14 protein-coding genes are annotated in these 15,609 nt (G+C 41.7%); 5 read left to right on the forward strand and 9 right to left on the reverse strand.

The features are described 5' to 3' along the window. Positions 1-20 precede the first annotated feature (20 nt). Together G457_RS0111305 and G457_RS0111310 are read left to right on the forward strand one after the other, a co-directional pair. Entirely contained in the window at positions 21-1,190 is a 1,170-nt protein-coding gene (locus tag G457_RS0111305; protein WP_026946586.1) for a C40 family peptidase, read from the forward strand. 2 nt (positions 1,191-1,192) lie between these two features. Then, a complete protein-coding gene (locus G457_RS0111310; protein WP_035483692.1) occupies positions 1,193-3,295 on the forward strand; it encodes a M28 family peptidase in 2,103 nt (700 codons plus the stop codon). Between the two features lie 259 nt (positions 3,296-3,554). Here G457_RS0111310 and G457_RS0111320 read toward each other — a convergent pair whose 3' ends face one another. Then, positions 3,555-5,123, reverse strand: a complete 1,569-nt coding sequence (locus G457_RS0111320) for a S8 family peptidase (protein ID WP_026946588.1) — start codon at positions 5,121-5,123, stop codon at positions 3,555-3,557. Between the two features lie 67 nt (positions 5,124-5,190). Further along, positions 5,191-6,105: a helix-turn-helix transcriptional regulator gene (locus G457_RS0111325; protein WP_026946589.1), complete on the reverse strand. Its 915-nt coding sequence runs from the start codon at positions 6,103-6,105 to the stop codon at positions 5,191-5,193. A gap of 333 nt (positions 6,106-6,438) precedes the next feature. On the opposite strand from G457_RS0111325, the gene G457_RS0111330 reads away from it, so the two are divergent. Then, positions 6,439-8,019, forward strand: a complete 1,581-nt coding sequence (locus G457_RS0111330; RefSeq protein WP_155847134.1) for an ArnT family glycosyltransferase — start codon at positions 6,439-6,441, stop codon at positions 8,017-8,019. A gap of 80 nt (positions 8,020-8,099) precedes the next feature. On the opposite strand, the gene G457_RS0111335 is transcribed toward G457_RS0111330, so the two are convergent. From G457_RS0111335 to G457_RS0111350, 4 genes are all read right to left on the reverse strand, one after another. Continuing rightward, entirely contained in the window at positions 8,100-8,969 is an 870-nt protein-coding gene (locus G457_RS0111335) for a DUF5777 family beta-barrel protein (protein WP_026946591.1), read from the reverse strand. Next, entirely contained in the window at positions 8,969-9,514 is a 546-nt protein-coding gene (locus G457_RS0111340) for a YceI family protein (RefSeq protein WP_026946592.1), read from the reverse strand. The genes G457_RS0111335 and G457_RS0111340 overlap by 1 nt, the downstream gene beginning before the upstream one ends. Beyond that, the gene (locus tag G457_RS0111345; protein ID WP_026946593.1) at positions 9,514-9,999 is read right to left on the reverse strand and encodes a QcrA and Rieske domain-containing protein; all 486 of its coding nucleotides are present in this window, start codon (positions 9,997-9,999) and stop codon (positions 9,514-9,516) included. The genes G457_RS0111340 and G457_RS0111345 overlap by 1 nt, the downstream gene beginning before the upstream one ends. A gap of 67 nt (positions 10,000-10,066) precedes the next feature. After that, positions 10,067-10,594, reverse strand: a complete 528-nt coding sequence (locus G457_RS0111350) for a hypothetical protein (protein WP_026946594.1) — start codon at positions 10,592-10,594, stop codon at positions 10,067-10,069. 147 nt (positions 10,595-10,741) lie between these two features. On the opposite strand from G457_RS0111350, the gene G457_RS0111355 reads away from it, so the two are divergent. Next, entirely contained in the window at positions 10,742-11,062 is a 321-nt protein-coding gene (locus G457_RS0111355; protein WP_026946595.1) for a YbjQ family protein, read from the forward strand. A 209-nt stretch (positions 11,063-11,271) separates the two neighbouring features. Here the strand turns inward: G457_RS0111355 and G457_RS0111365 are convergent, their stop codons facing one another. From G457_RS0111365 to G457_RS0111375, 3 genes are all read right to left on the reverse strand, one after another. Continuing rightward, a complete protein-coding gene (locus G457_RS0111365) occupies positions 11,272-11,520 on the reverse strand; it encodes a (2Fe-2S) ferredoxin domain-containing protein (protein ID WP_026946596.1) in 249 nt (82 codons plus the stop codon). Positions 11,521-11,530: 10 nt separating this feature from the next. Then, a complete protein-coding gene (locus G457_RS0111370) occupies positions 11,531-12,784 on the reverse strand; it encodes a DUF819 family protein (protein WP_026946597.1) in 1,254 nt (417 codons plus the stop codon). Between the two features lie 61 nt (positions 12,785-12,845). Beyond that, positions 12,846-13,538, reverse strand: coding sequence for an NUDIX hydrolase (locus tag G457_RS0111375; RefSeq protein ID WP_248602854.1), 693 nt, complete (start codon positions 13,536-13,538; stop codon positions 12,846-12,848). Positions 13,539-13,882: 344 nt separating this feature from the next. On the opposite strand from G457_RS0111375, the gene aceK reads away from it, so the two are divergent. Beyond that, a complete protein-coding gene (gene aceK / locus G457_RS0111385) occupies positions 13,883-15,607 on the forward strand; it encodes a bifunctional isocitrate dehydrogenase kinase/phosphatase (protein ID WP_026946599.1) in 1,725 nt (574 codons plus the stop codon). Positions 15,608-15,609: the final 2 nt, after the last annotated feature.

The raw sequence follows: 15,609 nt of genomic DNA on the forward strand, positions 1-15,609 counted from the left end.
TTTGTATTATATTTAAAGCTATGAAGAAAATACTATCGGCATGGCCTGCTTTATTTGTTTTTTACCTGGCATCATGCGCTTTATCTGATGATAATCAATCAGTCAATCAACTAATTGAAAACTACCGGTCTTCCACAGCCCCTGACAAGCGGGTTGCCCTTTGGAATCTAAGTTTTGAAAATGATTCCTTAAAAGGAGAAACAGATCGTTTGACCGCTTTGGATAAACTTGTCTCTGAGCTAAAAGAGCAAGGAATTCAGTTTACAGATGCTGTGAAGCGCTTGCCCGATTCAGAGCTGGAAGGTAAAACCAAGGCCGTAGTGACTATCTCAGTAGCCAATATTCGAAGCCAACCGAAACATTCCGCTGAACTAGCCACCCAAGCTCTCATGGGTACTCCCCTTACGGTGCTTAAAGGCGATGGCAGTTGGTACATGGTGCAAACGCCGGATCAGTACATTTCCTGGGTAGATCAGGCTGGCATACAATTAATGACCGAGGCAGAATTAGAAAAATGGTATGAAGCTCCAAAGGTAGTTTTCACCCCTCTTACAGGTCATGTCTGGACTGGAAAAGACCAAAAAGAAATGGTTTCTGATCTGGTTGCAGGAGATTTTTTGACAGGCTTAACTAGCGATGGAAACTGGGTAAAAGTACAGCTTCCGGATGGTCGCGAGGGCTGGGTAGAATCCGCACAGCTAATGCAATGGGAAGAGTGGATCAGTAGCAGAGAGACATCAGTCGACAATTTGATTTCAACAGCTAAATCTATGCTTGGCGTGCCCTATCTCTGGGGTGGCACCTCTATCAAAGGAGTGGATTGCAGTGGTTTTACCAAAACCATTTTTTACCTCAACGGACAGGTGATTCCTAGAGATGCCTCCCAACAAATCAATGAAGGGGAAGAGGTGGACACAGAAAAAAACTGGGGAAACCTTCAAGTAGGCGATCTTCTGTTTTTTGGAGAGAAAGCTACCGATGATCGAAAAGAACGAGTTGTGCATGTAGGTATGTGGATTGGAAACAATGAATTTATCCATTCCAGAGGGCGTGTACGAATTTCAAGTTTTGATCCAGCGAGTCCCAATTATGATGAATATGAACTCAATCGTTATTTAAGAACCAAGCGAATTGTCAACCAAAAATCTGACGGGGTGCTTTCCGTCTCTGAAATTATCCAACCTAATTAATTATGAAGTTATCATTTAAAACAAGTACTGTATCCTTGGCTTTGACGGCCATGACAGTCTGCGCTGCCTTTGCGCAGGATGGCTTTTTTGAAAAAAATCAAGCCGAAAGACTGCGTGTCGAACAAGAGTTTTTGAAATCAGTCGACTTTAGCCGATTCAAAGTTCACCACCAGGAACTCACCAAAAATCCCCACATCGCCGGCACAGCAGAAAATGAGCTCGTACAGCAATACATGAAAAAAATCATGGAAGAAGCGGGAATGGATGTGCAGCTTTATCCATACGATGTCTACTTACCCAATGATCCCGGTAAATCAGAATTGGAAATCGTATCACCGGTACAAATGAAGCTTTCTCAACAAGAGAAAGTCCTCGACGAAGACCCTTTCACCAAAGACGATCGTCTTCACCTAGGATTCAATGCCTATTCAGGAAGTGGAGATGTGACAGCCGAAGTTGTCTATGTTAATTATGGAAGAAGAGAGGATTTCCAAGATTTGGAAGAGATGGGAATAGACTTGACTGGAAAGGTTGTCATAGCTCGCTACGGAGGAAACTTTAGAGGATTTAAGGCAAAATTTGCCGAGCAGGCAGGCGCAATAGGACTTATCGTCTACACGGACCCTATCGACAATGGATTCACAAAAGGAGAAGTTTACCCGAATGGACCTTATTACAATGAAACTACCATTCAGCGTGGCTCCATGCTTACTCTGGACTGGACTGGAGATCCATTAACACCTTATGAACCAGCACTTCCTTTGGATGGGCCTGTCCAAGTAGACCGATTAGACCCGAAGGATGTAGCTTTTCATACGATTCCTGTCACTCCTATTGGATACGGAGCTGCGGAGGAAATTTTATCTAGAATGAAAGGTCAGCCTGTTCCTGAGGAATGGCAAGGAGCACTGCCTTTTGATTATAAAATCGAGGGAGGCGCTGACTTGAAAGTCCGAGTGATGGTAGACCAACCCGTAGATTTTGTACGAGTCAATAATGTGATCGGAACCTTCAAGGGAGCAAAATACCCTGATGAGTGGATCATTCTAGGTTCCCACTTTGATGCCTGGAGCTTTGGTGCTACAGATCCAAACTCAGGTACTGCTATGCTTCTGACCTTAGCTGAAGCTTTGGGTGAACTTGCCAAAAAAGGAATGCGTCCAGATAGGTCAATTATGATTGGGCATTGGGATGCGGAAGAACAAGGAATTCTGGGCTCGACTGAATGGGTGGAGCAACTTCGTGACGAACTTTCTGCGAAAGCCATTACCTACATGAATTTTGATGGTGGCGTTTCAGGAAGAAATTTTGGTGCTGCTGCTGCCCCTACCCTCAAGAAGCTAATCATCGATGCTTCTAAAGAAATCACGTATCCAGACTCAACCAAAACGGTCTTTGAAATCTGGGCTGGAAATAATCCAGAGCCAAGCATTCGGAACCTTGGAGGCGGATCGGATCACATTGGTTTCTACATGCATGTAGGGATTCCTAGCCTTAGTGGTGGTACCGGAGGAGTGACTGCTTATCACTCAAACTATGACAACTTCAATTACTACAGCAAATTTGTAGATCCTACATTCAAAATGGGTGGTGCTGTCGCACAACTTTTCGGATTGGTGACGCTTCGAATGGCCAATGCAAATGTTATCCCTTACGATGTGCCACGTTATGCTCAAGATTTGAAAGGACATTTTGATCAGGCCGTGAAAAATGTGAAAGAAATTGCTCCGGGGTTTGAAGATTTTAAACTTGTGAGAGAGGCATTGGTAAGACTGGAAAGAAGCTCTGCTGACTATCAGCAAAAACTAAATGAAGCCATGGATCAGGGCTCCATTGATGAAGAAAAGCAGATTCAAATCAATCAGGGCTTGATTGGTTTGGAGAAGAGTTGGATCGACCCACAGGGGATGTATTACGGAGATTGGTACAAATCGCTTTATGTGTGCAATGACCCATTCTCAGGCTATGCTTCCTGGATTTTGCCCGGAATTCAGTACGAAGTCGCAATCAACAGAACCGAAAAACTCGATGAATGGGATGAACGATATGCTGCAGCTATCCTAGATCTTGCAAGCAAAATTGAGAATCTAGCTGAAATGCTCTGATACTAAGCCTTCAAATAATTAAAAAATAAGAATCCCTGGCTTTTCAGCCAGGGATTCTTTGATTTTAGAGATTTTGTAGATGCACTTTCATACCAGTTTAGAAATTGAAAGGCTTAAATCCTGCCAAAATGATCGATTTATGCAGGCATCCCTCACCGGACACTTGCCCGCCGTGGCGGGCCTGACATCTGTCCAGATTAACAAAGAAAATGAGGACCTGGCATGATTCCGTATATCTACAATAAGAATAATCTAAAACCTAATACACTCCACTCACGGCTGCAGCAGCATTCAAATTTCCGTAGCCGTACTGAGAACTTTTATTTGGAAATAAGTCTGAACTCTCACGCATCCGCTGAAGTACTTGATCTCTAGTCCAATTTGGATTTTTTGACCAAACCAAAGCTGCAATACCGGAGGTCGTGGCAGTAGCTACTGATGAGCCTCCGACAGTCGCTGGATCATTTCCAAAGTTGGCTGTGGTCAATGGCTTATTATTGCTGCCTGATCGTTCCATCACCACGGTAAACTCAACCTGAGAGCCTGAGTGGCAAGTATCACAACGCTGATAGCCGCTTCCTTCTTTTACACCGGTTACGGCAACTGTCTCAGGCATATTAGCCGGGAAAATCACTCCTACCCAGTTGGTGAAACTGGTAGAAGTTCCAGCTGCCGCAAAAATCAATTTACCTCGATTGTATGCGTACCGAACAGCATCAGCCACTTTAGAATTTGAAAAAACATCACCAATGGACATGGAAATAATTCGCACATCAGATCGATTGCCTAATAGCACCAAAGCCTCTGCAACGCCGTCTTTTTCATTTCCGGAATTGACAATTACATCCGAGGTACCTCTTACTGATATCAAATTACTGTTATAAGCTACTCCTACAGCATTTCCTACTGTATTTCGGGGTGATGCAATCACACCTGACATGGCCGTACCATGACCACATTGATCATCTGGTCCATCATATCGCTTCCAAAACCACCAACCGGTCTTATGTGTACCAAAGCGAAGTACTTGTCTTCCGGATGATTCCCCCGAATTGAATAATCCGTTTAACATCGGTTGGTCCGGGGAAAGCCCGGTATCAATTACGCCAACTGTGATACCTGCTCCTGTACTTTGAGCCCAAGCTTGATCAATTCCCATGTCTTCATAATTCCAAGAAGACTTGGCTGATGGGCTAATTATTGTAAAATCCGAAGTAGGAACATTTCCCGGGCTATTTTCGCAGCCTGCGTCGCTTAGGATACGCGCATCTGGATCGCCTCCCTGAAGTAAGGTATAATCGAATTCATACGATCTAGGCTCTATGTATCGGACTTCTCCCATACTTCGAAGCGTCTGAATCATAGCTAAATCCGTAAATTTCACCTCCAAGAACGGCAGGTCTGGATGGATCAAAGCATTTTCATCCGCTAATCGATATTTGGGGCTTTGATTACGATCAAGCGTCTCCTCAATTGTTTGAACAATTTTCTGAGCGGCAGCTTGCCATTGAGGATCGGTAACTTTCTCGAGACCAATTCTTGAATTAGGCTGGCTCTCCATGCTTGGCTTATATCCTATCGTCAAGATAGAATCTGCATGCATCATAGCGGACCAAATCAGCAAATCACTTTGCTCTTCCCATTTGAAATCCCCGGTTTCCTGAAGGGATTTAAAAATCAACTCATTGATCTGAGTTTGAGGGATGACTTCTTGACTTTGGGATAACTCCGAACTTGGGGAGACCTGTGGCGATTCTTCCTGAGAACAGGACTGAATGATCAGGGCTAAAAATAAAAGCCCTGAAAAATACTTCATGGTTTTTTTCATTTTAAAAAGGTTTTGGTTTTGACTATCAGGAATTTACGTTTTCCGATAAAAAATTACAAAGCTATTTCTAAAAATAATTAGCGCGGAGAATTTGAGCTGATAGGTATTCCTTCATCTCATCACCTTCCTCCACTTTTATTTCGCCGGGCAATCCCAGAATAAATCGTCCCAATCCAGGAAGCTGAGGCACATTACCTTCGAAAATAAACTGATTACGATTTTCAGTTTTCAGCGATGGTCGGGCATTTGGATATTCTTCGAGCATAAGTTGGTAGGCCTTTTTACTCATCCGAAGCCTGACATGAAAACGCTTTTTTCCAGTATATCCAAAAAAAGATTCCTCCGGAATTTCATGTTTCCTTTTATTTTTCCATGCTTCATTTGACAATAAAACTTCACCAATCCGCTCGATTTTGAAAACCTTCATCGAAGAACTCTCAGGTTCAAAAGCATGGATGAATTCGTAATTCTTTGAAAATGCTACTGGCTCCACCAGGCGGTCACTGACAGAATCACTGTGCAAGGAATAGTAGTCACGTAGCCAAATTTGTCGCTCTTCCTGAATTCCCTTTCCAATTTCGTCGATAATTCGACCCAAGTTTGCACGAAATAGCTCCTCAGTACTCTCCCGTAGCTCTGATCGAAGCTGAAGCTTTTGCAAAACCGAATCACGAAGTAGGTTTTTCTTGCCCTTGCTTTCAATGATTTCTCTTAGCCATTGGCTTTCTTCAGCTGAGAAAGTGGAAAAATTCATCGTATCCATGCTACCGGGATACTCCGCTAATTTGTACTTGCTAAATTCCTTTTCCACCTTAAAACCCAAGGATTCTAGGAGTTTAAAATATCGGTAGATTGTCCGGACATCAGTTTCTAACAGTTCTGCCAATCGATGTACCGGCTTCCCAATATTCCCTCTAAGAAGATTGATCAATTTGAAAACACGGAGAATTTTTTGCTGCTCTACTTTTCCTGATGCTGCCATATTCGATTCTTTTTGAATTAAAAAAGGACCCTAAACTATCACTTTGAAAGTAAACTTTAACTTTTTTGTCAGTAATTGTCATGAATAAATTATATAGGCTTTCTTACCAATAGAAAATTGAAGGGCTAAAAATCTGCGAAAATGATCGATTTATGCAGGTATCCCTCATCGGACACTTGCCTGCCGAGGAGGGCCTGACACCTGTCCGCTGAGTCGAATCCCTCTGGATTAGCAAGGAAAATGAAGCTGCTGGCATAATTCCGTATATCCGAAATAAAATATTTCCACTTTCCTAAAGGAGAATTGAAATCGCCTAATTTTGAAAGTATGCAGATGAATGAAAGCGAAGTATTTGCTAAGAATTGGTCCTCTATTGTTTTATGGGGAGGATTGATCTTTCTTTTTGGCTACTGGCTTTTTGGTTTTGACGGGATTACTTTCAGCGATGATGTGTATTACCTACTCGCGGGGAGAGATTTTTGGGAGGGAAATATGGGCACAAACGATTATCACTTTTCTAGTCGCTGGGGCGCTTACATACCTGCAGGTTTAATTGTGCATTGGTTTGGGATGAATCCCCATTGGGCATCGGCAATATCACTCATAGCCTACTTGATTACATTTCTTTTGCTATTTCGTCTGCAACCAGAAAAAGAAGGAAAGTTGATATTTAGCTTCTGGATGCTTACTCAGGTTTATTTGCTTCACTTTTTGACCAAGGTATATCCGGATGCTTTGTTGGTACTCTGCGTTGCTTTTGTCGTATTCGCTTCAACTTTTCGCTTTCAAAAGCCCTTTTTAGCAGCTTTAGGAATCATCGTTGGATTTTTTGTGGGAATGGTAACCAAAGAAACCATGATCTTATTGGGAACTTTTCCAATTCTGATTCTATATTTTGACTGGAGGTCAAAAAAAATGGATTTCTCCTTTCTAGGCTATTTGATTGCTTTGAGCACAGCCGTCATACTTCTTTATTTGTTTTATTTCTGGTGGAAGTTTGGAGATCCATTCTACCGGGTTACATCTATCAATGCAGGTCATTACGTTTCTGAATTTACCTACGCAGACAAAGGTTGGAAAAGTATATTGAGACGCTTGAGCTATTTGCCTATTACTACTTTTGTAGAACGTATTTATTGGCCTTGGATAGTCTTTGCTATTCCTGGAATTTGGAACGCTTTGAAGACAAAAAAACCAATAGACCTTGAGTTTTCTTTGGCTTTTCTGTCGCTTTTAATCGGTTTTTGGTTTATGAGTTCTACGCTCGAACTCTACAATCCCATTTACCTGAACCCTCGTCACCTGATCGTGATTGTTCCGATATTGGCATTTTTGATAGGCGGTGGTTGGAAAGCTTGGAAGACTAATCCTAAAATGAAATGGACAATAATGTCCTTAATGATTCTAGGCGTCACCATCAGTGTATTTCAAAATGACTGGAAAACTGCGGCTTTTCAAGGGGTTCTTGCCTTCCTACTTTTCCTTCCAAAACCAAACTGGCAACTTGCAGCATTTAGCTTTGTCCTCATAGGTCCAGCTATCTTAGCCATTCAGTATCAAAAAGACTTAAAGGAATATCCAAATTTAATTTATAAGTTAAATATAGAGCTATTATCTACTGAAAATCAATCACCTATACTAGTAAACAACTTTGTGTATTTCAGTAGAGAAGCCCTCATCCCAGACCAAGGTTTAACTGATAATAAACTTATTCCTATAGAAAGTGCTGATTCTTTGATACAAACCGCTCCGGAAGAAATTCGGGTTTTTATCTACCATTATTACCAGCACGCTTATCCTCAAGAGGAGGAAGATATTGTACCATTGGAAAGCCTTCTTGTACCTTCCTACCAATTGCAGGAAGGTCGAGTAAATGGTCAGGTTGAAGTCAAAGTTTATATAAAGAGAAACTAATTTATAAAGACTTTTTAAAGGCCTTTAAAATGAATTGTCTTCCTTATTAATTTGTAAGACAAGTCAGGTAATTCAACTCTTTATCTCTTCTTCTGACCAATCGCAAATACCCGATTTACATTGAATCCTAGTCTAAATTCCTCACCGGGTACTCCATTGCCTCCGGCTAGCAAATAGGGTTCGTTTAATGCCTGAGAGGTCACAAAATACATCTGAAAGACATGACCACCAGCCTCCACGTCCCAACCTATTCCAAAATTACTTCGAAGGTCTGTATTCAAATTTGGGATGTATTGCAAAGTCAGCGAAGAGCGCTCTCCAACTTTAAACTTCCCGCTAAGACCGATAGCTAGATAGAAATTTTCCGTCCCCTCGATTTGATAAACAGGCCTAGGATCTACAAAATAAGCCATCATGGGACTCATTTGCAGGCTGATTCTATCAGTAAACTTTCTGGCAATCATCACCTGAGCGAAGTAATTGCTTCGCTCTGAGAAGTTGGGAGAATTTTCTGGGAGAAAATCATAATTACTGGTATTCACTCCCATTCCACCTGCAAGACTGACACTTACCGGCATAGACTCATTTAAGCGCTGCTCAAGCAAATGGTAGCGACCAAATACCTGATAAACCTTGTCTCGACTACTTCTCGAAACTCCAGCCGAAAACTTCTCAGAAAGCGCAAACTCAAAACTAAACTGAATATTTGCACCATTATCCAAGCCAAACAGATTCTCGACACCACCATTCAGCGTACCAAAAGTATGCATGATGGCGAAGTGCATGGTCTTTTTGTCCAAAGGCTCTACAGTAAGCAAATTGATATGCCTGGGGGCATGAAAAATCAAATCTACCGCTTGATTTTCATTGACCAGTTTCCGCTCTAACTGTCCCTTTGCGGTGAAAGAAATCAAGCTTCCAATCAATATTAAAGTAAATAGCTTTTGCATCAGTTCTGAAGTTTAAGACCTGCCTCAATATGAACCAACTGCTTTTCAGCCAATTCATAAAAGACCAATTTTGGAATTTCTATATCAAAGTCTCCTAAAAGCAATTCGAAGTCTGCCTGTAATTTCACAAGGCCTTTCTCCTCTTTTTTCAGCATTCCGGGAATTCGAATTTGTTTCTCTTTTCCATGGATTTTGAAAATACCTTCCACCTCTACGGCTACCCAATCGCCAGAATCTAGGTCAGGTACAGTTAGCATTTTTCCGGTAAACTCTGCAAAGGGGTATTTATCTGTCTCAAGATAATTTTCCCGCATGTGACGATCCCGTAGTCCTATTCCGGTATCGAGGGTATTCAGATCAAGGTAAAAATCCACCAAGTTTTTATCCAGGTCGATCAATCCATGAAGTTTCTGAGATACACCTTCGAACTCATTCAAAGGGGCTTTGGAAGTGAAAACAGCTTTTCCGTCCTCTGTGATAAAGTTTTGACCATTGGTCAATAAACTGAAGGCGGAAAAGAATACGAATAAAATAAGCCTTCTCATCACTTGGTGATGGTTAAAATACCATTGCTGATACTGGTGTCAAATCGCTCAAGGGGTCGATTGGCAGGTCCTTGGAGAACATTTCCCTCCGTGTCAAACTGTGACCCATGGCAAGAGCAAGTGAATCGATTGCCTGAGTAACTCCAGTTTCTGTCACAGGCAGAATGAGTACAAACGGAAGTCAAAGCACTATAGCTTCCTCCCACATTTACCACAAGAGTTTGAGCTTCGATGATAAGCAACCAGCCTCCACTATTGGCAAGCCCTGTTTGCTGATTTAGATCAATGGTAATGGTATTTCCCGCTACGGTAATTCCGCTTCCTCCGCCTGTAGGAGGAGCCTGAGGAGTGGCATCTTCCTCATCTGAGCAACTTGTGAAAAATGAAAGTCCAAAAACAGACATAGCGAGCACAGATCCGGATTTTTCCAGAAAAGCTCTGCGGGAATTAGTCAGATTCCCCGATTTTACTTGAATTGTTTTCATGATAGCTAATGTTTCGTTGGATATACGAGAACAAAAGCCTTTGTGGATTTAAAATGTTTGTTGCAGCCTAAAAATGCCTCCTATCAAGGATCTCTTTGAGGACAATGGCGTTCTTTAAAGAATCTTTGTTTTTTACCAACTTCGAATAAGGATTGGCCTTTTTTTGGCTTCTGTATTTAATGAAGCGTTCATCACTGGAAGAGGAAGGAATTTCAGGTATTCCTTCAGAAGTTTTGACTGATTTTGGGTCAAGTTTTTCGAAAGCTCCCTTGTAATATTGTATTTCATCGTCCTGCTCTTCAAGAGGTTTGTAGGAAGAAGTAGGAACTTTTTCAGCCTTGATGGGCTCAAAGGATTCTCTCCTTTTTGGTGGGGTTTGAGGTTTGGGCTTTGGCCTGGCTTCTTCCTTGGGTTTACCTTCCTGAATATCCCGGATTTCTTTTAGCAAATCCTCAAAAGTAACCGGCTTTTCTTGATCTTCAGGAGATTGATTATCAGGAATTTCTGGATTTTTCCCCTTCTTTTTACCACTGGTAGCTTGGTAAATAAAGTAGATGATAATCGCAATGATGTAAATAATATTCCCCCAATCCATAGCTCAAGATAGATATTCTAGCCGATAATTTATCAAGGCTCCTTTTGCTAATTCCAATTTATGACCCAAATTAATCGCTAACATGCAAATCAGAACAAATTATCTCAGTTTGCGTGATTAAAGAAGTTCAATTTTATTACTAACACTATGATCATTTCAACTACCAACAGCCTGGAAGGGCACAAAGTCACACAATATTTAGGAATAGTATCCGGCGAGACCATCATCGGTGCCAATGTTTTCAAAGATTTTTTTGCAAGCATTACAGACATTGTAGGAGGTCGCTCGGGTTCCTACGAAAGAGTTTTGAGAGAGGCAAAAGCCACTGCGATGATGGAGATGGAAATGCAAGCAAGAAGTTTTGGTGCCAATGCCATTATAGGAATCGACCTTGACTATGAGACGATTCGTGATGGTATGCTAATGGTAACCGCAAGTGGTACGGCTGTCAAAATTGAGAAGCTTTAATCTCAACTAGATGAAAAAAAAAATCCCGCTAAGTCGGGATTTTTTTGTTAGTCTACTATTCTTCGAGGCTGAAAAGGATAAGGCCTAAAACAAATCCTCAGGTTCGGATTTTTAATGCTTCAGTCTTCATACTTCCAGCTTCCAACCCTTCCCATTAAAAAAATTTGGCTATTGGTAGAATTCCCTCTTACCTATTTTTTTTGAATGGGCTATTTCAGCTTCTTTTCTAATTCATTCAATATTTGATCCGAATTGGTCTTTTTGTAAAAATGATCATCCAATATCACTACAGGAGCTGACTTACAATGATCAAGACATTTCGTTTGGATCAACTTACAATTTCCTTTCATGGGCGACTTTTTGAAGGATTCTTTAAGCTCTTTGCACAGACCTTTTGCACCTGCTTTCTTGCAGTCAGAACCCGTACATACAAAAATCAATTCACGTTTTTGCTTCATATAAGCTAAATCACATACCTGAAACAGCCTGCATCATCAGGCCGCATAGATAAGCTCCGTAAGTACCTACAGCATAGCCGAGGACTGCCAAAAGCACTCCGACTGGAGCTAATGAAGCATCAAAAGCACCTGCTACAATGGGTGCTGATGCAGCTCCTCCTACGTTGGCCTGGGAGCCCACAGCTACATAAAAGAAAGGAGCTTTGATCAACCATGCTACCAGAAGCATGATCAATATGTGGAAGAACATCCAAAGAATTCCTATGACGAATAAGATAGGGTTATCTAACACAGCACCCAAATCCATCTGCATACCGATGGTGGCAACCAGAATATACAAAAAAACTGACCCAAAACGAGAAGCACCAGCTCCTTCGAGATTTCTTGCTCGGGTAAAAGACAAAGCCAAGCCAGCAGTAGTAGCTACAACCACGATCCAAAAGAAAGTTGAATCCAAAGAATAATCCTTCAGCTGTGGATAATTCTCTCCAATAAATGGAGCAAGGTTATCTGCCAGTAAATGGGAAACACCGGTGATTCCAAATGCGACACCGAGAATCACCATACTATCCGAGAGCGTAGGAATCCGCATGATTTTGGACCTAAAATCAGCAATCTTATCCCGTAGTTCATAGATAGCAGAGGTATCCGCTTTGAAGAAATTATCGATTTTTTCGGGCTTGGCTGCCCAATAAAGCAGAAATGCCATCCATAAATTGGCTACCAACACATCGACTGCGATCATTTGTGCGAAAAGGTCCGCATCAGCACCGAATACCTCCAGCATGGCCGTTTGATTCGCCCCTCCTCCTATCCATGAGCCAGCGATAGTAGCAAGTCCACGCCAAATTTCCATGGGACCTTCTCCTCCCAATACCTCGGGGAAAAATGTCCCGACGGTAAGCAAGGCCAAGGGACCACCCAGCATAATCCCGAGCGTACCTGCCAGAAACATGGTGAGCGCTTTCGGCCCTAGCTTCAGGATACCTTTCAGGTCAATGCTCAATGTAAATAGTACCAGAGATGCAGGAAGTAAATAGCGGCTAGCAACGAAATAAAGATTAGAATCTTCCCCTGAGATGATTCCCAAGGAATTGAAAACCGCTGGAATGAAGTAACAGAGCAATACTGTCGGAACTACCCGATAAAACTTTTGAAGGATTCTATTATTACTGGCTGCTGTGCTAAAAACTAAGGCCAAAATGGCCAGCAAAATGCCAAAAACAATTGCATCATTGGTAATTAGAGGTCCCTGTCCTTCCATACTTTTCTAGTTAGTTTTTACAACAATACCAACAAAAGGGCAAAAGCCCAATAGAAATAGATCAGCCTTCTGCAAGCAAATGTGCCAACTCACTCAATATCATGGCTGTGGCTCCCCAGACGATTTCTCCGTGAAGATCGAAGTATGGCGTATCTAATTCTAATTCCTGATTGATTTTCAAAATCGTCCGTTGCCTTCTTTCCGAATTGAGAATGAAATCGAGTTGCGTAGGTAGGATCATATCTACTTCCCTGATTTCAGGCACAAACTCAGGAACTTCATGAATGGCACCGATTACAGGCGTTACGAGAAAATTGGATGTGGGAATATAAAGATCGGTCAGCTTTCCGAGGATCTGAACCCTCTCTGCGTTCACTGCAACCTCTTCCTGAGCTTCCCTCAAAGCAGTATGGATGATATCTGTATCTTCAGGATCCATCTTCCCGCCCGGAAGGGCAATCTGTCCACTATGAACTCCCTTGTATACTGGCCTTTTGATCAATGGAAAAAGCACTTCGGACCTTCCTGGATAAAATACGAGCAAAACGGCTCCTTTTCGATGATGGTGTGGAACCTTTGGGTCAAAGCGACGCAAATCGATGGGTTGAGGGGCCATTTGTATATGTGCCTCCTTCCCCGGTAATGGATGGCGGAGCCGATCCTTCAAAAAAGCAATTAATTCATCATGATTCATGTCTTCTGCAAGATAACAGACTTCCAATAAGACAATCCCAAAATGGATGCATTTAAACACAAAAAAGGCCGGGCTAATACCCGACCTTTTCCTGCTCTCAAACCTATTAAACCTATTGTAGATATTCGATTATGAATACTGTCGAAAAGTAGAAAATGTTTTCTATTACTCCAAACAATCGATTGCGAAAGATTTTCAAAATTTTATTTTCCAAATGATTTTTGACCTAAATCATTTAAAATCAAGCCTAAAGCCAGAAATATTTTTTAAAAAAAATTTAAATAATATTCTATCTAGATTTAATCAAAGTTTTATGCAATCGTCTGCATAAATTTTCACTTTTTCATTACAATCCTGAAGGGTCTTTTTTTTTCTGTATTTTCGGAAAAATACTAAGCCAAGCAATGCCGCATAGTCCCCAATCATTGGCCAAAAGAATCTTTGATGGATTTGAAAGCTACATCCGAAGCTTCAATACCTATACACGTCTCGCTCCAAAATATTTCAGGGAACGAAATTGGCAAAATATGCAAATCAACCACCGACAAAGGTTGAGATTGTACAAGGATCTTCTATTCCAACTAGTGGATGAATTTCATGAAAAGCTTGGGGAGACTGCTTCCGACAGAGGCATTTGGTCTTCTATTAGGAAAGAGTACCAAAGCATGATATTGGGAAGACCAGATGTGGAATTGGCCGAAACTTTTTTCAACTCAGTCATCCGCAAAGCTTTTCCTGGAATGTCGATAGATGCCGAATTGATGTACCTTACGGAGGGCCATGAATCCTGTGAATGGAGTAGAGATAGCGATATGATCCATGTATATCCCAGTCAAATGGGACTTGAGCCTATCATCCGAAAGATTTTGGATGATTTTGATATGGGAGTTCCATATATGAATAAGGAGCAGGATATCCAGTTTTTAATTCAAAGTGTCAAAGACGTCATTCTCACCCGGTACAACCCGGGCCCAGAAACTACCACAGAAATACTCAAATCGGTCTTTTATCGAAACAAGGCTGCCTACCTGATCGGAAGGACATTCGTCGGGGAAAAGTGGATGCCTTTCATTATACCTATGCTTCATGGAGAGAAGGGTGTTTTCGTGGATACCTTGATTTTTGATCGGCAGATCATGAGTCACTTATTCAGCTTTACCCGCTCCTATTTTATGGTCGAAGCCGATGTCCCTTCACAAGTGGTTGGTTTTCTAAGCTCAGTCATTTCTCATAAAAAGACACACGAACTCTACAATGCAATCGGGTTTAACAAACACGGAAAGACGCTTTTCTATCGTGACTTTCTGGACCATATAAATCAATCTTCGGATGAGTTTATTCCTGCCCCTGGAGTCAAAGGCATGGTGATGACTGTGTTCACGTCCCCCTCTTTAGATGTGGTTTTCAAGCTGGTAAAGGATCATTTTGAACCACCAAAAAGCATGACCCGTCAAGAAGTTAGAGAAAAATACAAGTTGGTTTCATTGCATGATCGTGTTGGTAGGATGGCAGACACCCATGAATTCGAATACTTTCACCTTCCACTTGATCACATTAGTTCGGAACTGATGGAGGAGTTGAGGAATACCTGCAACTCCCTCTTGAAAATCGAAAACAATGAATTGATTATCAAACACCTGTACACCGAGCGCAAGATGATACCGCTCAACCTTTACTTGGATGATTGCCCCACAGAGGAAGGATTGGAAGCGGCAGAAGATTATGGTAGAGCCATATTGCAATTGGCGCAGGCGAATATTTTCCCAGGTGATATGATGACCAAAAACTTTGGACTGACCCGTCAAAAAAGAGTCATTTTCTATGATTATGATGAGATTGAGTTTTTGACAGATATGAACTTCCGAGTGAAACCAAAAGCGGAAACTTATGAGCAGATCTATGCCTCCGAGCCTTGGTATGATATTGCCAAAAATGACGTCTTTCCAGAAGATTTTCGGCGCTGGATGATTGGCAGAGAAGATTTAAAAGAACATTTTCTGAATTATCACAAAAACCTTTTCGATCCGTTGCATTGGCAAAAGATTCAAAAAAGAATTAAAAGCGGTGAACTCATTCATGCATTCCCCTATCCAGAGGAAATCCGCTTTAGACCTTTTGAAAGAGTCTGACA

This window comes from Algoriphagus marincola DSM 16067, from assembly GCF_000429405.1.
Taxonomy (GTDB): Bacteria; Bacteroidota; Bacteroidia; order Cytophagales; family Cyclobacteriaceae; genus Algoriphagus; species Algoriphagus marincola.

Coding starts and splice junctions, on each gene's coding strand:
- G457_RS0111370 (WP_026946597.1), bottom strand. CDS start 12,784: ATGGAAGGACAGGGACCTCTAATTACCAATGATGCAATTGTTTTTGGC.
- G457_RS0111305 (WP_026946586.1), top strand. CDS start 21: ATGAAGAAAATACTATCGGCATGGCCTGCTTTATTTGTTTTTTACCTG.
- G457_RS0111365 (WP_026946596.1), bottom strand. CDS start 11,520: ATGAAGCAAAAACGTGAATTGATTTTTGTATGTACGGGTTCTGACTGC.
- aceK (WP_026946599.1), top strand. CDS start 13,883: ATGCCGCATAGTCCCCAATCATTGGCCAAAAGAATCTTTGATGGATTT.
- G457_RS0111335 (WP_026946591.1), bottom strand. CDS start 8,969: ATGCAAAAGCTATTTACTTTAATATTGATTGGAAGCTTGATTTCTTTC.
- G457_RS0111320 (WP_026946588.1), bottom strand. CDS start 5,123: ATGAAAAAAACCATGAAGTATTTTTCAGGGCTTTTATTTTTAGCCCTG.
- G457_RS0111325 (WP_026946589.1), bottom strand. CDS start 6,105: ATGGCAGCATCAGGAAAAGTAGAGCAGCAAAAAATTCTCCGTGTTTTC.
- G457_RS0111330 (WP_155847134.1), top strand. CDS start 6,439: ATGAATGAAAGCGAAGTATTTGCTAAGAATTGGTCCTCTATTGTTTTA.
- G457_RS0111340 (WP_026946592.1), bottom strand. CDS start 9,514: ATGAGAAGGCTTATTTTATTCGTATTCTTTTCCGCCTTCAGTTTATTG.
- G457_RS0111350 (WP_026946594.1), bottom strand. CDS start 10,594: ATGGATTGGGGGAATATTATTTACATCATTGCGATTATCATCTACTTT.
- G457_RS0111310 (WP_035483692.1), top strand. CDS start 1,193: ATGAAGTTATCATTTAAAACAAGTACTGTATCCTTGGCTTTGACGGCC.
- G457_RS0111345 (WP_026946593.1), bottom strand. CDS start 9,999: ATGAAAACAATTCAAGTAAAATCGGGGAATCTGACTAATTCCCGCAGA.
- G457_RS0111355 (WP_026946595.1), top strand. CDS start 10,742: ATGATCATTTCAACTACCAACAGCCTGGAAGGGCACAAAGTCACACAA.